A 17208-nucleotide genomic window follows, 5' to 3' on the forward strand; every position below is an offset into this window, starting at 1 on the left:
TTGGTGATGACGTGGTCCTTCTCACTCGGCCGGTTATTTGGGTCGGAACTGAAGGTCCACGTCACCTTTTTCCTGCTGCTGGCCTGGGTCGGGTTCGCGGCCTATTCCAGCGGCGGCATGCCGGCGGCCGTCGAGAACCTGATCTTCGTACTCGCGCTGTTTGCCTGTGTCGTGGCCCATGAATTCGGCCATGCGCTTATGGCCCGGCAGTTCGGGATCAAGACACCTGACATTACCCTGCTGCCCATTGGCGGGCTGGCCCGGCTGGAACGAATGCCAGAGAACCCGATACAAGAAGTCTGGGTCGCCCTTGCTGGCCCCGCTGTAAACATCGTCATCTGGATCATTCTGATCGCTTTCGGGGCCGGGATGCCTTTCGAGACGATGACGCAGATCGACAGCACAGCCCCGGGTCTTCTGAACCGGCTGGCCTATGTCAATCTACTTTTGGCTGCCTTCAACATGATACCAGCCTTTCCGATGGACGGCGGACGGGTATTCCGCGCCTTGCTTTGCCTTAAAATGGATCGCGTCAAGGCAACTCGGGTCGCGGCGCTTGCCGGGCAAGCGGTCGCTGTGGGTTTCGGCTTCCTTGGTCTCAGCATGGGCAATCCGCTGCTGGTCCTGATCGCCGTATTTGTCTTCGTTGCAGCCACTGCGGAAAGTCAGGACGTGGCCATGCGATCTGTCGCGCGGCAGGTTTTGGCGCGCGATGCGATGATCACCGAATACCAGTCGCTGTCGCCTTCGGATACTTTGGCGACGGCCGCCCAAGCCGTCATACACACTACGCAGCATGAGTTTCCGGTGTTGGACACAGACGGAACGCTCAGGGGTTTCGTTACCCGCAATCGTCTGTTTGCGGCTCTGGCCGCGGAAACTCCGCGATCAGACCCCGCCACATCCATAATGGAGGCCGATATTCCACAGGTCGAACTCACCAGCGGGTTGGAGACCGTTCTGGAAGGTCTGCACAAGGGCGCGCCGGCCATAGCGGTTTGCACCAAGGCCGGTCACATGGTTGGATACATAACGCGCGAAAACATCGGTGAGTTGATGGTCATCCGGGGACGCTGATCAGGCGACGGCCAGAGCGTCCTCGAGCACCGACAAGACAGCTTCGCGCGGGACATCCGAGGTTACGAACGCCTGCCCGATTCCTCGGGCGAGAATGAAACGCAGCTGCCCGTCTATAACCTTCTTGTCTTGCGCCATCAGATCGACCAACGCCTCTGCTCCCGGAAGATCACCCGGAATGTCGGCAAGATCCGTCTTCATGCCCATCTGACGCAGATGCGCGCGAACGCGGCTGGGGTCTTCCTGCGCGCACAAGCCAAGGCGCGACGACAGCTCAAACGCAAGCGCGCAACCAATGGCTACACCCTCGCCGTGCAGCAAGCGATCCGAATAGCCGGTTGCGGCCTCCAACGCATGACAGAAGGTGTGGCCAAGGTTCAGCAAGGCGCGATCGCCCTGTTCGGTTTCGTCTCGCGCCACGATATCGGCTTTCATCTGGACCGATCGCGTCACGGCCCGGACGCGTGCAGCCATGTCGCCGCCCGACACTTCGGTCCCGTTGGCCTCAAGCCACTCAAAGAACTCTGCATCGCCCAGAAGACCGTATTTAACGACCTCGCCATATCCTGACAGGAAATCCCTCTGAGTCATTGTGCCCAAGACCGAGGTGTCGGCCAGTACCAGCGACGGTTGATGAAACGCCCCGATCAGGTTTTTCCCCTGCGGCGCGTTGATCCCCGTTTTCCCCCCAACCGAACTATCCACCTGCGCCAGCAACGAGGTCGGGATCTGCACGAACCGCACACCGCGCCGCAACACAGCGGAGGCAAAGCCTGCCAGATCACCGATGACGCCGCCCCCAAGGGCCACGACAACATCGCGGCGTTCAACCTTTTCGGCCAACAGCCATTCGACCGCGCGCTCAAAATGCGGCCAGCTTTTGGTGGCTTCTCCGGCGGGCAGAGCCAGCGCCGACATCTCGATCCCAGCAGCAGCCAGACCTTCGCGCAGCGCGTCCAGATGCAAGGCTGCCACGTTTTCGTCCGTCAGCACCGCAACCTTGGGACGGTTGAGCAATGGCGCGATCATCTTCCCTGACTGGCTCAGTAAATCAGGCCCGATCTCAACATCGTAGGATCGCTCACCCAGCTCAACATGTACGGTTTGGTGCATTATTTCCGTTCCAAAACATCCGGGCGCGTCGTCAAAGCATCGACGACCCTGTCCACCATATTTTCAATCGACGTCTCACCATCAGAAGTCACGGCGAGGTCGGCCTGCGAATAGACCGGCACACGTTCCTCGTACAAGGCGCGCAACGTCGCATGAGGGTCGTCCGTGCGCAGCAAAGGCCGCGTGTCCTTGTGCTTGACCCGGTTCCACAGCACGTTCAGGTCTGCCTTCAACCAGACCGAAACCCCACGCTCAGTAATAATCTGGCGATTCTGACCGGCTAGAAACGCGCCCCCACCGGTGGACAAGATACCCTTTTCCTCGTCCAAAAGCCGCCCGATGACCTGACTTTCCTTCGCACGGAAGAAAGGCTCACCGTCACGTTCAAAGATTTCCGGAATGGTCATATTGGCCGCCGATTCGATCTCGGCATCGCTGTCGAGGAATGGAACGCCAAGCTTTGCGGCCAAGGCACGACCCACAGCAGTCTTTCCAGCCCCCATCATGCCGACCAAAACCACCGTTTTGTGCAGTTTGAAGCTCTGAATGGGTTCGGACGTCGCGGTGTTATGCTTAATTTCGCTCATTTCACCGTGAATGACGTGATCTTAAGAAAAATGCCAGTTATAACTTGGTCAAAACACAAAATTGAGGCAGCGTTGAGCAATGGGTCGTCTGATCAAGTTCCTGATATATCTGGTTTGCCTGTGTTTCATCGGGCTGGTGGGCTATGCCTATCTGGGTCCGATCTTTGGCGCGGACTTTTCTGCCCCACAGCAAGAGATACGAGAGCCGGTAATCCTGAATGTCGAATAAGGCCGCAGTTGCTGCGCTGTTTCTTGCTACTTCGGCACAGGCGCAGCAGGAACCTCTTTCCGTTATTGAGTGGTTAAGCGAGCCGCCCGAAAACCTGCCCGGTACAGTTTTGCTTGAGCCGCCTGTTACACAGACAGGTCTTGGGCCAGAAGTTGAGGTCACGCGGCTTGAGACGCTGTCGCAACCCTTGGGCCTTGTATCGTCGAACGTAACCGGTCTGCCTATCGGCCTTTGGCAGAACAGCGATACGGACCGTCTGGCGGAATTGATTGCCCGAGTCCCGGTCAAGTACAACCCCGCCATGCAGCGCCTTCTGTTTACCTTGCTGTTGTCCGAGGCGCGCGCGCCGTCCGGGCCCGAGGCCGAAGAAACGCTTTTGCTGGCCCGATTGGACAGGCTGATGCAACTTGGGGCGGCTGATCCGGCTCAATCTCTGGTACAGCTTGCAGGCCCGACAGACAGCCGCGAGCGGTTCAAACGCTGGTTCGACGCGACCCTGCTGACCGGTGACGAAGACCGAAGCTGCACCGCATTGATTGCCCAGCCTCACTTGTCACAGGACTACGCCGCGCAGATTTTCTGCAAAGCGCGCCGGGGGGATTGGCCCTCTGCCGCGCTCACCCTGGAAGCTGCGCACGCGCTAGAAGTCCTGCCGCCCGAGGATCTTGATGTCCTTGATCGGTTTCTCAGCCCTGAACTGTTTGAAGACGCCGAATACCTGCCGCAGCCGGAAAACCCTGACCCGCTGAGTTTTCGCCTGTTCGAGGCCATTGGCGAGCGTTTGCCCTCGACCCCGCTGCCTCGGGTCTTTGCAAACGCCGACCTGCGCGACGTGGCTGGTTGGAAAGCCCAGATCGAAGCGGCTGAGCGTCTGACCCGAGTGGGTGCTCTGACACCGAACCAGTTGCTGGGCCTTTATACGGAACGGTCCCCGGCTGCCTCGGGTGCCGTTTGGGACAGGGTTACAGCCGTTCAACGATTTGAAACCGCGCTGAACTCGGGCGACCCGAACGCCATTGCGGCGGCTTTGCCCATCGTGTGGGACCAAATGCGCAGCGTCGGGCTCGAGGTGCCTTTTGCCGAACTATTCGCAGGGCAGTTGTCGCAGGTTACATTGGATGACCCAACGGTCGAGCAACTGCGATGGCGGGTACTGTTGTTGTCAGACCTATACGAAACTGCGGCCCTGTCCGCCCCCGATCAGTCAGAGGAAAGTCAGTTTCTGGCAGCGCTGGCGCAAGGTGACCCTGGGCGTGCCCCGTCCCCCTCTCCGTTAGCGGATGCGGTGGCCGAAGGGTTTGCCTGGGCTGCGCCAGTGCCTTCGGATATCAACGCCCTGCTGTCTAATGACCAGTTGGGCGAAGCGATCCTTGAGACGATGGAGCTTTTTGCACACGGCTCACGCGGGAACCTTGTCGATCTGACAGCGGCCATTGCAACGTTGCGCCGTGTCGGGCTTGAGGACACCGCGCGCCGCGCTGCGTTGAACCTGCTGATCCTACAGGGCACCTGATCATGACCGCCCCCGCCACTCAGGAGCTTTGGATTTCCACGTTTCTGCAAGCACAAGCGGCCGAGTTAGGTGCAGCCACGAATACGTTGCTGGCATATGGCAGGGACCTAAAGGACTTTTCCGATTGGCTGGATCGACGAAAAACCGGCTTTGCAGATGTAAGTCGCGACCAAATCGAGAGCTATCTGATCGACTGTGACGCGCAGGGGCTTTCCCAATCCACCCGCGCGCGCAGGCTTTCAGCGATCAAGCAGATTTACCGCTTTGCGTTCGAAGAAGGCTGGTGTGAGGCCAACCCAGCAATTCAGATCAAAGGTCCGGGGCGCCAGAAACGCCTGCCAAAGACTTTGGATGTGCCCGAGGTCGACCGGCTGCTGCAAGCAGCGCGTGAAACCGGGCGGACCAAGGCAGATCGCGTGCGCAACACGTGCTTGATGGAGCTGCTATACGCCACCGGGATGCGCGTGACCGAACTGGTTTCTCTGCCGGTTTCCTCAACGCGCGGAGATCCGCGTATGTTGCTGGTGCTGGGAAAAGGCGGCAAGGAACGGATGGTTCCGCTGTCTCCGCCAGCACGCGAGGCGCTTGCTGTTTGGTTGGGTATTCGGGACGAAGTCGAAGATCAGCAAGTCGCGGATGGTGGTCAGCGCTCTAAGTTCCTGTTTCCCTCACGCGGCAAGTCTGGGCACCTGACGCGGCATATGTTCTTCCAGTTGGTCAAAGACCTTGCCGTTCAGGGTGGAGTCTCGCCCGAAAAAGTCACGCCGCACACGTTGCGCCATGCCTTTGCGACGCATTTGCTGGCCAATGGCGCAGATTTGCGCTCAATCCAAACCTTGCTTGGCCACGCAGATGTTGCGACGACGGAAATCTATACTCATGTGCTGGACGAACGGCTGGCCGAACTGGTGTTAGAGCATCACCCGCTTGCCAAAGACCCCGGCGACAAGGGCTAACCCCTTGATCCGCAGGGGCCGCGCCCCCATAACCATTGCAGCAACACGAACAACCAAGGACCGATGGAACCCTCTTCTTCTCTGATCGACGGCGCATTCTGGTTTACGACCGGCGCCATTCTGCTTTTGCTCGTCCTATCGGGCTTTTTCTCGGGTTCCGAAACGGCATTGACCGCCTCATCGCGCGGCAAGCTGCGGGCGCAGGCCGACAAGGGGTCACGCGGAGCGCAAAAAGCGCTGGATATCACCGATGACAACGAACGTCTGATCGGCTCGGTCCTGCTGGGCAATAATTTGGTGAACATCCTTGCGGCGTCTTTGGCTACCGCGCTGTTTACGCGTCTCTTTGGCGAAAGCGGCGTCGCATTGGCGACGCTGGTCATGACCCTTCTGGTTCTGATCTTTGCCGAAGTTCTGCCCAAGACCTACGCCATCACCAACGCGGAAAAAGCGGCCTCTGCCGTGGCCCCGTTGATCAGCGTTGTCGTGACCGTGTTTTCGCCTGTGGTTGCAGCGGTGCGTTTGCTGGTGCGCGGAGTTCTGCGCCTGTTTGGGGTGCAGATCGACCCTGACAGCAACATCCTTGCGGTACGAGAGGAAATTGCTGGCGCGCTACAGTTGGGCCATTCCGAAGGGGTCGTCGAAAAAGAAGACCGCGACCGCATTCTGGGCGCGTTGGACCTTGGTGATCGGACGGTGGAAGAAATCATGCTGCACCGCTCGAATATCGAGATGATCGACGCGGACGACGCGCCCGAGGCCATCCTGCAGCAATGCCTGAAAAGCCCACATACCCGCCTGCCCGTTTTCCGGGATGAGCCCGAAAACATCGTGGGCGTCGTACATGCCAAGGACTTGTTCCGCGCCATGTATGCGCATGCCGGCAGCAGCGAAGGTGATGCAAACCGGCTGAAAGAGTTCGATATCTCAAAGGTCGCCAACGACCCTTATTTCGTTCCCGAAACAACGACTCTGGACGATCAAATGCGGGAATTCCTGCGCATGCACAGCCATTTTGCGCTGGTCGTGGACGAATATGGCTCGCTGCGCGGTCTGATCACGCTGGAAGATATCCTTGAAGAAATCGTGGGTGAAATCGCCGACGAATTTGATCTTGATGAGGATGTCCCGGTTACAAGAACCGAGGACGGTCAGTTTTTGGTCGAGGGCGCGATGACAATCCGCGACGTGAACCGCGCGATGGAATGGTCCCTGCCCGACGAAGAAGCCAATACCGTCGCAGGTTTGGTCATACACGAGGCGCAGATGATCCCGGTGACGGGTCAGGTTTTCTCGTTCCACGGCTTCCGGTTTGAAGTCACGGCACGCGAGGGGAACCGGATCACCGAGTTGAAAATCCGCCCTCTCTGACACGCGACCTGCGACACACCATGTCGGGAACGGAACAGTAAACCCAAGCCTGCGCTTGCAGGCTCGGGCCGAAACCGGATGGAGGCAGCAACGTGAAAACTACAACTCAGGTAGCAGTCATTGGGGGTGGTGTTGTCGGATGCTCGGTCCTGTATCACCTGACCAAGCTGGGATGGTCGGATGTGATGTTGCTGGAGCGGTCCGAGCTGACCAGCGGGTCCACGTGGCATGCGGCAGGCGGTTTTCACACGCTCAACGGCGACACTAATATGGCCGCCCTGCAAGGCTATACGATCCGACTGTACAAAGAACTGGAAGAAATCACCGGCATGTCCTGCGGCCTGCACCATGTGGGCGGCGTGACGCTGGCCGACAATCAGGACCGGTTCGACATGCTGCTGGCCGAGCGTGCCAAGCATCGCTTCATGGGTCTTGAGACCGAGATTGTGGGCCCGGAGGAGATCAGGAAAATTGCTCCGATCACCAACACGGATGGGATAATCGGCGCGCTCTATGACCCGCTGGACGGCCACTTGGACCCATCCGGTACAACGCATGCCTATGCCAAGGCTGCCCGCATGGGCGGGGCGACGATCGAAACGCATTGTATGGTGCACGAAACGCTTCAACGGCGGGACGGTACTTGGGACGTCGTCACCGACAAAGGCACCATTCATGCCGAGCATGTGGTCAACGCCGGCGGTCTTTGGGCGCGCGAGGTCGGTGCCATGGCAGGCGTATATTTCCCGCTGCACCCGATGGAGCATCAGTACCTGGTAACCGACTCAATCCCTCAGATCGAAGCCATCATTGATGCGGGCGGCGAGCATCCGCATGTGATGGACCCCGCCGGTGAAAGTTATCTGAGGCAGGAAGGCCGCGGCCTGTGCATCGGGTTTTATGAACAACCCTGCAAACCTTGGGCCGTGGACGGCACGCCGTGGGAGTTCGGGCACGAGCTGTTGCCCGACGACTACGACAAGATCACCGACAGTATCGAATTCGCCTATCGCCGCTTTCCTGTTCTGGCCGAGGCCGGAGTGAAATCGGTGATCCACGGGCCGTTCACTTTTGCACCGGACGGGAACCCTCTGGTCGGGCCTGTGCCGGGGCTGCGCAACTACTGGTCGGCCTGCGGCGTGATGGCCGGGTTCAGTCAGGGCGGCGGCGTTGGCCTGACGCTGGCCCAGTGGATGATCGAAGGCGAGCCCGAACGCGATGTCTTTGCCATGGACGTGGCCCGGTTCGGTGACTGGATCAGCCCCGGCTACACTCGCCCCAAGGTGATTGAGAACTACCAGAAACGCTTTAGCGTCGCCTATCCGAACGAAGAGCTACCCGCCGCGCGCCCGAACCGAACCACTCCGATGTACGACATCTTCAGCGATCTTGGCGCGGTCTGGGGTCAGCAATACGGGCTGGAGGTGCCGAACTATTTCGCCCAGGGTGATGAACCGGGATATGAAACGCCTTCCTTCCGACGCTCGGACGCGTTCTCTGCGACGGGCCGCGAGGTCAACGCTGTCCGCAATGGCGTAGGTATCAACGAGGTGCACAACTTCGGAAAATACCGCATCACCGGCACCGGTGCGCGGGCGTGGCTGGACAAAGTCATGGCAGGTCGCGTCCCACAACCTGGACGATTATCACTGAGTCCCATGCTGTCGCCCAAAGGCAAACTGATTGGCGACTTTACCATTTCATGCCTTGGCGAGACTGAGTTCCAGCTCACCGCCTCCTACGGCAGCCAAGCCTTCCACATGAGGTGGTTCCTGCAAAACAAAACCGACAGCGTGAACATCGAAAATGTCAGTGACCGTCTGAACGGATTTCAGATCGCCGGACCCAAGGCTGCTGAGGTGTTGACGGCCTGCACGCGCGACGACATCGCGACCCTTAGTTTTTTGGATGTCCGACGCATGACAATCGGCATGACAGACTGCATCGTTCAACGGGTCAGCTATACCGGAGACTTGGGGTTTGAAATCTATTGCGATCCGATGGCGCAAAGACAACTCTGGTGGACGTTATGGCAGGCCGGGCAGCCTCACGGCATGGTGCCTTTTGGAATGCGCGCCATGATGAGCCTGCGGCTGGACAAGTTCTTTGGGTCCTGGATGCGTGAATTCTCACCAGATTATACGGCCGCTGAGACGGGGCTGGATCGCTTTATTTCCTTCTCAAAGAATGTTGATTTCATCGGTCGCGCGGCTGCCGAGCTGGAACGCAGCGAAGGTCCAACCCGTAAACTGGTCGCGTTTGAAGTTGACGCTGACGACGCGGATGTAAACGCATATGAACCAATCTGGCTGGAAGGCAAAGTCGTCGGCTTTTGCACGTCGGGCGGGTACTCTCATTTCGCGAAAAAATCCGTGGCACTGGGCTTTCTGCCGGCCTCCAGAGCGGAAGCAGGGTTGGAAGTTGAGATCGAAATCCTCGGCCAGCTTCGCAAGGCTCGGGTGATCTCGAAACCGCTGTTCGACGCAGACGGTTCGCGCATGCGGGGATGACTTGGGGCCAATCCACCGGCATTGTAGCGCCATGATTCCGTTACCCATTATCCTTCTGGCCGCAGGGCAATCCAGTCGCATGGAAGGCAAGGACAAATTGCTGCAGGACGTCGACGGGATACCGTTATTGCGGCGTTCGGCTCGGATCGCGATGAAGGCCGGGCCTGTTATCGTCGCGCTGCCGCCCAAACCGCATGCCAGATACGACGCGCTGGACGGGCTGGACCTGCAAAGGATCGAAATTGCAGACGCGGCCGAAGGAATGAACGCCAGCTTGCGCGGCGCGTTGGCTCATGTCCCGACCGAGGCCAACGGCGTGATGATCCTATTGGCCGATTTGCCGGACATTACATCGGATGACCTAAGCACCGTTATCAACGCTGTCCGTCGCCATCCCGGTCACCTGATTTGGCGTGGAGCGACCGATCAGGGCAAACCCGGTCACCCCGTTATTTTTGACAGGCAGCTTTTTAATGAACTGGCCCGCCTGAAAGGTGACGAAGGCGCGCAATCCGTTGTGCGTGCCCATGCCGGCAAAGTTCACATGGAAGCTTTGCCGAAACAGAACGCGCTTCTCGATCTGGACACGCCTCAAGACTGGGATGCGTGGCGGCAAAACAGGGACACCTGAAACGAACGCGGCCCGGTCTTTTCAGACCGGGCCGGTGCCCAAAACAGGACTACCACTTTTCATCAATCCTGAAAGCGCGGCCATTTGTGCAATAAAGCACGCTGGCTATTCCGCCGCCGAACCTAAACAAGACCCCCTCGTTAACATGCCGCTCAGCGCTTCCAGTGACTGTGACAAGCCATCGGCACCCCCTAGTGCCTTTGGCTCCCCTCGCTTGGGCAAATTCATCGTCACCGATCCGTCCGACCCAAACAACGCAAAACTAGGACATACGGTTAATTTTCGACGTATCAGAATGGTTTTTACGCAACATGCCGCAACGCGAAAAACAATCCTAGATAGAGCGCCGTGCGAGTGTTTTTTGAGTATTTTAGGCCATTTGATCATGCTTATACGCTGTTTCATTTATTTGCCGCAGGGTTGTTCGCGGGATTGAGAGAATTGCTGCCACGCGATCCACAACCCAAAAGAGAGAGAAAACCAACTGCCCAAAATGGCCGTTCTTTTGTTAACAAAACTGTTTCAATCCGGCCCTTTTCGCAATTTGGCATTTGGATCGGCAACAATTTGCCGATTCGCATCGTTGATTCGGCGATTCAAACCACATCGCTCTGTCCGACCGGCACATTGGAAGAACGCTTTGTGGCTAAATTAAGTTTTCTTAACTTTTCTCACAGGAAAGACAAAGACTGATGCTGCATCTGCTGTTTTAACGCGCGGCCGCAATCGCGTGAGACAAACAGGAGACAAAAATGAGCATCCGTAAATCCTCTCTTCTTATCCCGCGCACGACCAGTTGGGTCGGCGTCAGCGCGCTGAGCGCTGCGTTGCTGGCAAGCACCGCCATTCCCTCACAGGCGGACGAAGCGCTGGCTGATCTGGTCGAGAGAGTGTCACCCTCAGTCGTGACCATCATAGCGGAACAAGACGCGCGCCCGATGCCAGCGCAGGGGCAGGACTTTAACTTTGAAAGCCATCCGTTCGGTGAATTCTTCAAACGCTTCGGCACCCCCGAAGGCTTTAACGCCCCGCAGCGTGGCCCGGCACAGGGGCTGGGATCGGGCTTCGTCCTGGATGAGGCGGGCTATATCGTCACGAACCACCACGTTGTCGACAATGCATCCAGCGTGACCGTTCGTCTGAACGATGACCGCACCTATGACGCAGAAGTTATCGGCACCGACCCGCTGACCGATATCGCCGTTCTGAAAATCGATACCGGAGATGTTCTGCAGGCCGTTGAACTGGGCGATAGCGACGTAATCCGAGTTGGCGAAGATGTCGTTGCCATCGGCAACCCATTCGGCCTTAGCTCGACCGTGACGACCGGGATTGTGTCGGCCAAGGGCCGCAACATCTCGCAAGGACCGTATGCTGAATTCATCCAGACCGATGCGGCAATCAACAAGGGCAACTCTGGCGGCCCGCTGTTCAACATGCAGGGCGAGGTTGTCGGCGTGAATTCGGCGATCTACTCTCCCAGCGGCGGCTCGGTTGGTCTGGGCTTTGCCGTTACCTCGAACATCGTAGAGCACATCGCAGCCGACCTGCGTGATGACGGTCAGGTCAGCCGTGGTTGGCTGGGTGTTTCAATCCAGAATGTCAGCCCGGAAATTGCGGCAGCAATGGGTATTGACGCTTCGACTGGCGCGCTGATTTCGGATGTCGTCGATGGCAGCCCCGCGCAAGGCGTTCTGGAACAGGGCGACATCATCCTGACGTTCAACGATGAGCCCGTCGATTCAAGCAGCGACCTGCCCTTGTTGGTCGGCACCACCAAAGTGGGTACCGACAGCACTCTGACAGTTCTGCGCGACGGGAAGGAACAGCAGGTTGAGCTGACCATTGGACAGCACGAGAGCGCCTCGGCCGAGATTGATAAGTCCGTAGACGAAACTGTATCGGGTACCGCCCTGGGCGCTACCGTTGCACCGCTCACCGACGCGACCCGTGCCGAGATGGGAGTTGGTAAAAACGTTAACGGCGTGGTCGTGACCGATCTTGCGCCCGAAAGCCCGGCGGCCAAAGCGGGTCTCCAGCGTGGCGATGTGATCGTGAAGCTCGGCGGGCAGGAAACCGTCACGCCGGATGCGCTGAAGGCCGCGCTGGACAGCGAAAAGACCGATCCCGCGTTGGTTTTGATCAATCGTGGCGGCAACCAGATCTTCGTTGCGGTGGAAATCGCCTGATCTGACACCCGCGCGCGCCACGTGATGGGGAGAATCTGGCGTGCGCCTCCCCGGTGGATTGAATTGTCCGCTATCCGCCGGGACTGCCGGGTGCGCAACGACGCACCCGGCACGTTCTTTCCCTAAAACCAGTGCTTTACCCGAAATTTTGTGTTTAAATACCAGTAGAAAGGAGTTCGGATCATGAGCCGTCGCCTGCTGATCGTTGAAGACGATGAAGACACCCGCGAGTTCATCGCCAAAGGGTTTGGCGAAGAAGGCTATGCGGTCGAACAGGCCACGGATGGCCGTGAAGGTCTGTATCATGCCACCGACGGCGGGTTTGACGCCATTGTGCTGGACCGGATGCTGCCGGGGCTGGACGGGTTGTCCCTGATCCGTTCCCTTCGGGCTGCGGGCCTGAAGACCCCCGTCCTTATGCTCACAGCAATGAGCGCGGTCGATGAGCGGGTCAAGGGGCTGCGCTCGGGCGCTGATGACTACCTCGTAAAACCTTTTTCTTTCCAAGAGTTACACGCCCGCATTGAGGCTTTGTTGCGACGCCCTCAGGAATCCGAAGAAAACGCGACCTTGACGTGCCGCGACCTTGAGATGGACCTGCTGACCCGCAAAGTCACGCGCGACGGGCACGAGGTTTCGCTGACCCCTCGCGAGTTCCAGATCCTTGAGTATTTTTTGCGAAGAAAGAACCGAGTGGTGTCGCGCACGATGCTGCTCGAAGGTGTTTGGGATTACCATTTCGACCCGAATACGAACGTGGTTGACGTCCATATCTCAAAACTGCGGCGTCAACTGGATGAAGGTGGCGGACCGCCTTTGATTGAAACCGTCCGGGGTGCCGGCTACATGATCTCTGATGGATAACCTTCAACTCTCCTTCAATAATTCCCGAACGAGATTGGTATTCGCCAGCATGGTCCTCAGCACCTTGCTGACCGCGACGGTGCTGGCTTTGGTCTATGTCACGGCGAACCGCAGCATCGAAGGTGAAACAAGATCGGTCGTATCCGCCGAACTGACCGGGTTGGCCGATGAATACGAAAGACGCGGCCTTATCGGTTTGTTGACGGCCATCGAACGACGCCTGCCCTCTGCGTCCGAGCGGGACGCGCTGTACCTATTGACCGATCGCTTCGGCGCGAAACTTGCTGGCAACCTCAAACAATGGCCTGCGGACGTCACCGCCGGAAGCGGATGGGTCGATTTGGAGCTTCGCCGCGCCGACAATGACGAATTGGTTCCCATTTCCGCCGCCTCCATCCGCTTACCGGGTGGCGAACGTCTGCTGGTCGGACGGGACGCCCTGGCGCGACAGCAGTTTGACCGGGTTCTCTTGCGTTCGGTGGGCATCGCGCTGGCGATTGCCCTTGCGCTTAGTGTTTTGACAGGCTGGTTGTTCACAAGGCTGGTGTTCTCTCGCCTGTCGGACATAGCCAGCACTGCCGAGAATATTGTGTCGGGCGATTTGTCCCGGCGAATGCCCTTACGCGGAACAGGTGATGAGTTTGATCAGGTGGCCCGAACGCTCAACACCATGTTGGACCGGATCGAGGAACTGATCAGCAACCTGCGCACAACTTCAAATTCGATCGCGCATGACCTCAGATCCCCTCTTTCGCGTCTGCGCCAGAGAGTGGAGACCCTGTCAGACCCAAGCAAAACGGACCTGGACCGAGAGATTGATGTGGCACGGGCTACAGCCGAAATCGACCATGTTCTCAGGGTGTTGGGCCAGCTTACTGACATCTCACGAGCCGAGGCCGGTGTGGGGCGCGAACAATTTGAAACCGTTGATCTGCAACAACTGGTTGGTGATGTTGTTGAACTGTATGAACCCGTGGCCTCGGATCAAGGTGTTCAGATCACTGTCAACGGAGAGGCAAAGCCAATACAGGGTCACCGCCCCTTGTTGTCTCAGGCCCTGTCGAACCTGTTGGAAAATGCCTTGCGCTATGCGCCTCAAGACACGTCCATAGACATCACGATTTCCGAGGATGGTCCCTTTGCCTGTATGAGTGTCCGTGATCACGGCCCCGGCGTTCCAGACGAGGACCTGCCCCGCCTTCAAGTACCCTTTGTCACGCTTGATCCTGCGCGAACCGAACGAAACGCGGGGCTTGGACTGGCGCTGGTTGCTGCAATCTCACATATGCATGGTGGCGCTTTCACAGCAAGAAACTGCAATCCCGGCCTGCAAGCGACCATCAAGCTGGGACGCCACTAATCGCCATTGCCCTGTTCTTGTACCGGTTGTCCGACGTCACATCCGCGCCGAACCAATTCGGGGGTGTAAAGGCAAGCGCCTCGGCCTCGGTCGAAAACTCGACCTCTACCAGTTGCAGCGGGGCAAGATCCCCCTGAAACACGTCCAGCTCAAACACACGTCCGTCGGAAAGCACGCCGGTAAAACGCTCTTTCTCGACCCGGCGTCCTTCGGTTTCAGGCCAGAAGGTTTCAAACTGCTCTGCCGAAATTTCCGCCTCACGCTCGACCCGAACCATTGCGCCACCGCCCTTGAGGGTCAGGTAATACCGATCGTTCTTTTGCCTCAGACGCAACTCAGCCGAGTCGTCGGGCGATGTCAGATAGCCCTGCCGAACGACGGCTTTGTCCGCGCGTCTCAGATCCGGCAGGTCAGCCACAAGGAATTTGCGTTCGATTTCGGTACTCATTTGTCTGAAACCACTCCGTTTTCCAACTCATCATAGAGCGCGAGATACGCGGCACTGGCCGCGCTCTGACCGGCAAAGATACTGACGGGTGCCCTGTTCTGCCCCATCCGTTCGATATCAGCCGCAAACGGGACCGACGCCAGCAGGAACCGCTTTCGATACAGTTTTCGCATCACTATCATCGTTTCCACATGCAATGTCTTTCGGCGTTGCACCATCGAGAAAAAGGCGCGCAGCTTTTTCTTTGGCAGTCCTTTCTGGTCAAAGAAACTCACCAGTTGGTCGAAGGTCCGTTCGGACAGTGTCGTCGGAATAACAGGTACGACGATCTGGTCTGCGGCCTTGAATATGTTCTCGGACAGAGTCGAAAAATTCGGCGGGCAGTCCAAAATAATCACGTCATAGTCGCTGCCTGCCGCGACCAGAGCTTTCTTCAACCGTGATCTCTTGTTGCGCATGCGAGACAGAAACACATCAAAGTCGCGAAAGGTCATGTTCGCCGGCAAAACATCCAGCCCCTCAAAATCGCTTGCCCGGATGGATTTAACAAAGCGCTCTACATCCTCGAAGAAACGAGAATCCGTCAGCTTTTTCGAGGGTTTAATCCGCAGGTAGAACCCTGACGCCCCCTGAGGGTCCAGATCACACAGAAGAACAGTTTTCCCAGCCGTCGCGTAGGCATAGGCCAGATTGACCGCTGTCGCTGTTTTGCCAACGCCGCCCTTGTTGCTGTAACAGGCTATGATCTTCAATCCCTAGTCCTCCTTGTGGTGAAACAGGCTGCGAAACAGGTTTCTGATGTTCGGGCTGTCGAAATGCCGGAAATTTGCGATGATGCGGTCTCGTTCTGATTTCTGCCGTTGATCCAACACGGCAACCAACCCGCCGACGGACATGGCAAGCTGTGCGTTTGCACGTTTCTGAGAGTTGCTTTGCCGCGCAACAAACTCCAAAAGCGCCTCTTGCTGGACCGAGCAGTCATTGAACACTCCAAGGCTATCTTGCAGCTTTTTCAGCGGCTTGATGATTGTCTTAAAATCTCGCGCGTCGAAAAGAGGGCCAAAAAACTCCATCAGATACCGCAGCTTCTTGCAGTCGATCCGTAAGTCATGCACCAATCCGTCCGGGGTATCCGACGTGATTTGCCGCGCCAGCTTGCAAACCTTTCGGTAGCGTTTCCAAATCAGGGCGCAGGCGTACCCATAGGCTTCACGGGTTGCGTTCGGACCCGGTTCCAGATTTCCAACGTCCGCAAAAAGAGCGGTCAGCTCATTCATCTGAAGGTCATAAGCAACGGACTTGAAACGCTGTGACAGAGCGTTGAAGGCTTGCGAACGCTCTTGCTCAAGCTGGTGGAACATCGCCTCTGCACCGAGATGAAGATTGGATGGTATCAGATTGAAATATATATCTTTATCCAGCAAGTACACGTCAAGATCGCGAACCCGGCCCGTGGGGGCCATTAGGTCTGAAAAGGCGTGTTTCAGGGTAATCGTTTGTTCGCTTGAAAACACACCCTTGAAAAGGCTCAACACCGAGCGGACACGCCGCAAGGATACGCGATAGTCGTGCAGATACTCGGTATCGATGTCAGCAATCACGCCAGCCTCGTTCTGGCGCGCAACGGCCATGAAAGTCCGAATGATATCCGTTGCCACTTCAATTGACGGCTCATTCTTGCCCAGCGAAATCTCTGGCTTTGCCTGATATGGAACCATGCCGGGGTACAGCGCGCCGAACAGAGTTTCCACCCCGCTTGCCTCCGAAGTCAGCGTGCCCAAAGTCTTGCAAACTGCCTTGAAAGCGCGATCGTAGCCTTTCATCTTATGGGCGATCACGACACTCGCGCGGTGCTCGCCTGCCCCAAAAGACATCACAGCGCCGCGCACCTGCGTCTTGAGCTGGTCATCCAAAACCACAAACCTTTGGGTCTGGAGTGTTCCCTTCCCCACGCTGGTCAACGCACGCAACCTCGGAAAGGTTTTCAAGGCGGCTCTGACTGAACCATCTGGAAGATCCTGTGCAAATTTCCCATTTCCGGTTGTTCTCTGCCAAGCAGTGCCGCCGCGCCCTTGGAAAATGCGCAGCGCCCCGCCTGACTGGATCAAGAGGTCTCCAGACGCTCTGATCGACTGATCGTGGCAATCCAGCACATCAAAGGTCTGTTCCGCTGCGGCTGGCTCAACCTTAAATGTGAGATTTTTGAGAGACTTCGATAACCGGTTCGGCTCAAACCGCTCTGGCAGGAAAAAAACGGTGTCCTTTCCTTTCATCGTGATCTTTCCATCGGCACCCACACGCAAAGGCCGTTCACAAAGCTATCAACGGTAGCCGGGCTTCGTATCGCGCACTTCCCGCAA

General features: G+C 57.6%; 16 protein-coding genes. 11 read left to right on the forward strand and 5 right to left on the reverse strand.

Annotated features, from left to right (window positions below; all coding sequences use genetic code 11):
• The first annotated feature begins 6 nt into the window (after positions 1 to 6).
• On the forward strand, positions 7 to 1077 hold the full coding sequence (locus tag ACR0LH_RS05590; protein WP_480720009.1) for a site-2 protease family protein: 1071 nt from the start codon (positions 7 to 9) through the stop codon (positions 1075 to 1077).
• On the opposite strand, the gene aroB is transcribed toward ACR0LH_RS05590, so the two are convergent.
• Positions 1078 to 2190, reverse strand: coding sequence for a 3-dehydroquinate synthase (gene aroB / locus ACR0LH_RS05595; RefSeq protein ID WP_480720011.1), 1113 nt, complete (start codon positions 2188 to 2190; stop codon positions 1078 to 1080).
• Positions 2190 to 2777: a shikimate kinase gene (locus tag ACR0LH_RS05600; protein ID WP_170383989.1), complete on the reverse strand. Its 588-nt coding sequence runs from the start codon at positions 2775 to 2777 to the stop codon at positions 2190 to 2192. Before ACR0LH_RS05600 ends, aroB begins: the two co-directional genes overlap by 1 nt.
• 79 nt (positions 2778 to 2856) lie before the next feature.
• Here ACR0LH_RS05600 and ACR0LH_RS05605 point away from each other — a divergent pair, with 79 nt between their 5' ends.
• The 10 genes from ACR0LH_RS05605 to ACR0LH_RS05650 all read left to right on the forward strand — a co-directional run bounded on the left by ACR0LH_RS05605 (position 2857) and on the right by ACR0LH_RS05650 (position 14400).
• Complete coding sequence (locus ACR0LH_RS05605) at positions 2857 to 3006, forward strand: hypothetical protein (protein ID WP_170383987.1); 150 nt, start codon at positions 2857 to 2859, stop codon at positions 3004 to 3006.
• A complete protein-coding gene (locus ACR0LH_RS05610; protein ID WP_480720012.1) occupies positions 2996 to 4519 on the forward strand; it encodes a hypothetical protein in 1524 nt (507 codons plus the stop codon). The genes ACR0LH_RS05605 and ACR0LH_RS05610 overlap by 11 nt, the downstream gene beginning before the upstream one ends.
• A gap of 2 nt (positions 4520 to 4521) precedes the next feature.
• Complete coding sequence (locus ACR0LH_RS05615) at positions 4522 to 5475, forward strand: site-specific tyrosine recombinase XerD (RefSeq protein WP_170558134.1); 954 nt, start codon at positions 4522 to 4524, stop codon at positions 5473 to 5475.
• A 63-nt stretch (positions 5476 to 5538) separates the two neighbouring features.
• Positions 5539 to 6846: an HlyC/CorC family transporter gene (locus tag ACR0LH_RS05620; RefSeq protein ID WP_170417009.1), complete on the forward strand. Its 1308-nt coding sequence runs from the start codon at positions 5539 to 5541 to the stop codon at positions 6844 to 6846.
• A gap of 92 nt (positions 6847 to 6938) precedes the next feature.
• Positions 6939 to 9356, forward strand: a complete 2418-nt coding sequence (locus ACR0LH_RS05625; RefSeq protein WP_480720013.1) for a GcvT family protein — start codon at positions 6939 to 6941, stop codon at positions 9354 to 9356.
• Between the two features lie 31 nt (positions 9357 to 9387).
• Positions 9388 to 9987: a nucleotidyltransferase family protein gene (locus ACR0LH_RS05630; RefSeq protein WP_480720015.1), complete on the forward strand. Its 600-nt coding sequence runs from the start codon at positions 9388 to 9390 to the stop codon at positions 9985 to 9987.
• 354 nt (positions 9988 to 10341) lie between these two features.
• Entirely contained in the window at positions 10342 to 10680 is a 339-nt protein-coding gene (locus ACR0LH_RS05635; protein ID WP_480720016.1) for a hypothetical protein, read from the forward strand.
• A gap of 59 nt (positions 10681 to 10739) precedes the next feature.
• Entirely contained in the window at positions 10740 to 12176 is a 1437-nt protein-coding gene (locus tag ACR0LH_RS05640) for a Do family serine endopeptidase (protein ID WP_480720018.1), read from the forward strand.
• Positions 12177 to 12359: 183 nt separating this feature from the next.
• Positions 12360 to 13040 (forward strand): response regulator transcription factor, encoded by a 681-nt coding sequence (locus tag ACR0LH_RS05645; protein WP_480720020.1) that lies wholly within the window; start codon positions 12360 to 12362, stop codon positions 13038 to 13040.
• Positions 13041 to 13089: 49 nt separating this feature from the next.
• A complete protein-coding gene (locus tag ACR0LH_RS05650) occupies positions 13090 to 14400 on the forward strand; it encodes a sensor histidine kinase (protein ID WP_480720021.1) in 1311 nt (436 codons plus the stop codon).
• Here the strand turns inward: ACR0LH_RS05650 and ACR0LH_RS05655 are convergent.
• From ACR0LH_RS05655 to ACR0LH_RS05665, 3 genes are read right to left on the reverse strand one after another with little or no spacing between them, the layout of a single operon-like run.
• Complete coding sequence (locus ACR0LH_RS05655; protein WP_480720022.1) at positions 14381 to 14848, reverse strand: CYTH domain-containing protein; 468 nt, start codon at positions 14846 to 14848, stop codon at positions 14381 to 14383. The two genes, ACR0LH_RS05650 and ACR0LH_RS05655, sit on opposite strands and share 20 nt — an antisense overlap.
• Positions 14845 to 15600, reverse strand: coding sequence for a ParA family protein (locus ACR0LH_RS05660; RefSeq protein ID WP_480720023.1), 756 nt, complete (start codon positions 15598 to 15600; stop codon positions 14845 to 14847). The genes ACR0LH_RS05655 and ACR0LH_RS05660 overlap by 4 nt, the downstream gene beginning before the upstream one ends.
• Before the next feature lie 3 nt (positions 15601 to 15603).
• Entirely contained in the window at positions 15604 to 17121 is a 1518-nt protein-coding gene (locus ACR0LH_RS05665) for a CHAD domain-containing protein (protein WP_480720024.1), read from the reverse strand.
• Positions 17122 to 17208 lie beyond the last annotated feature (87 nt).

The sequence above is a fragment of the Ruegeria sp. CL6 genome (genome assembly GCF_056536465.1).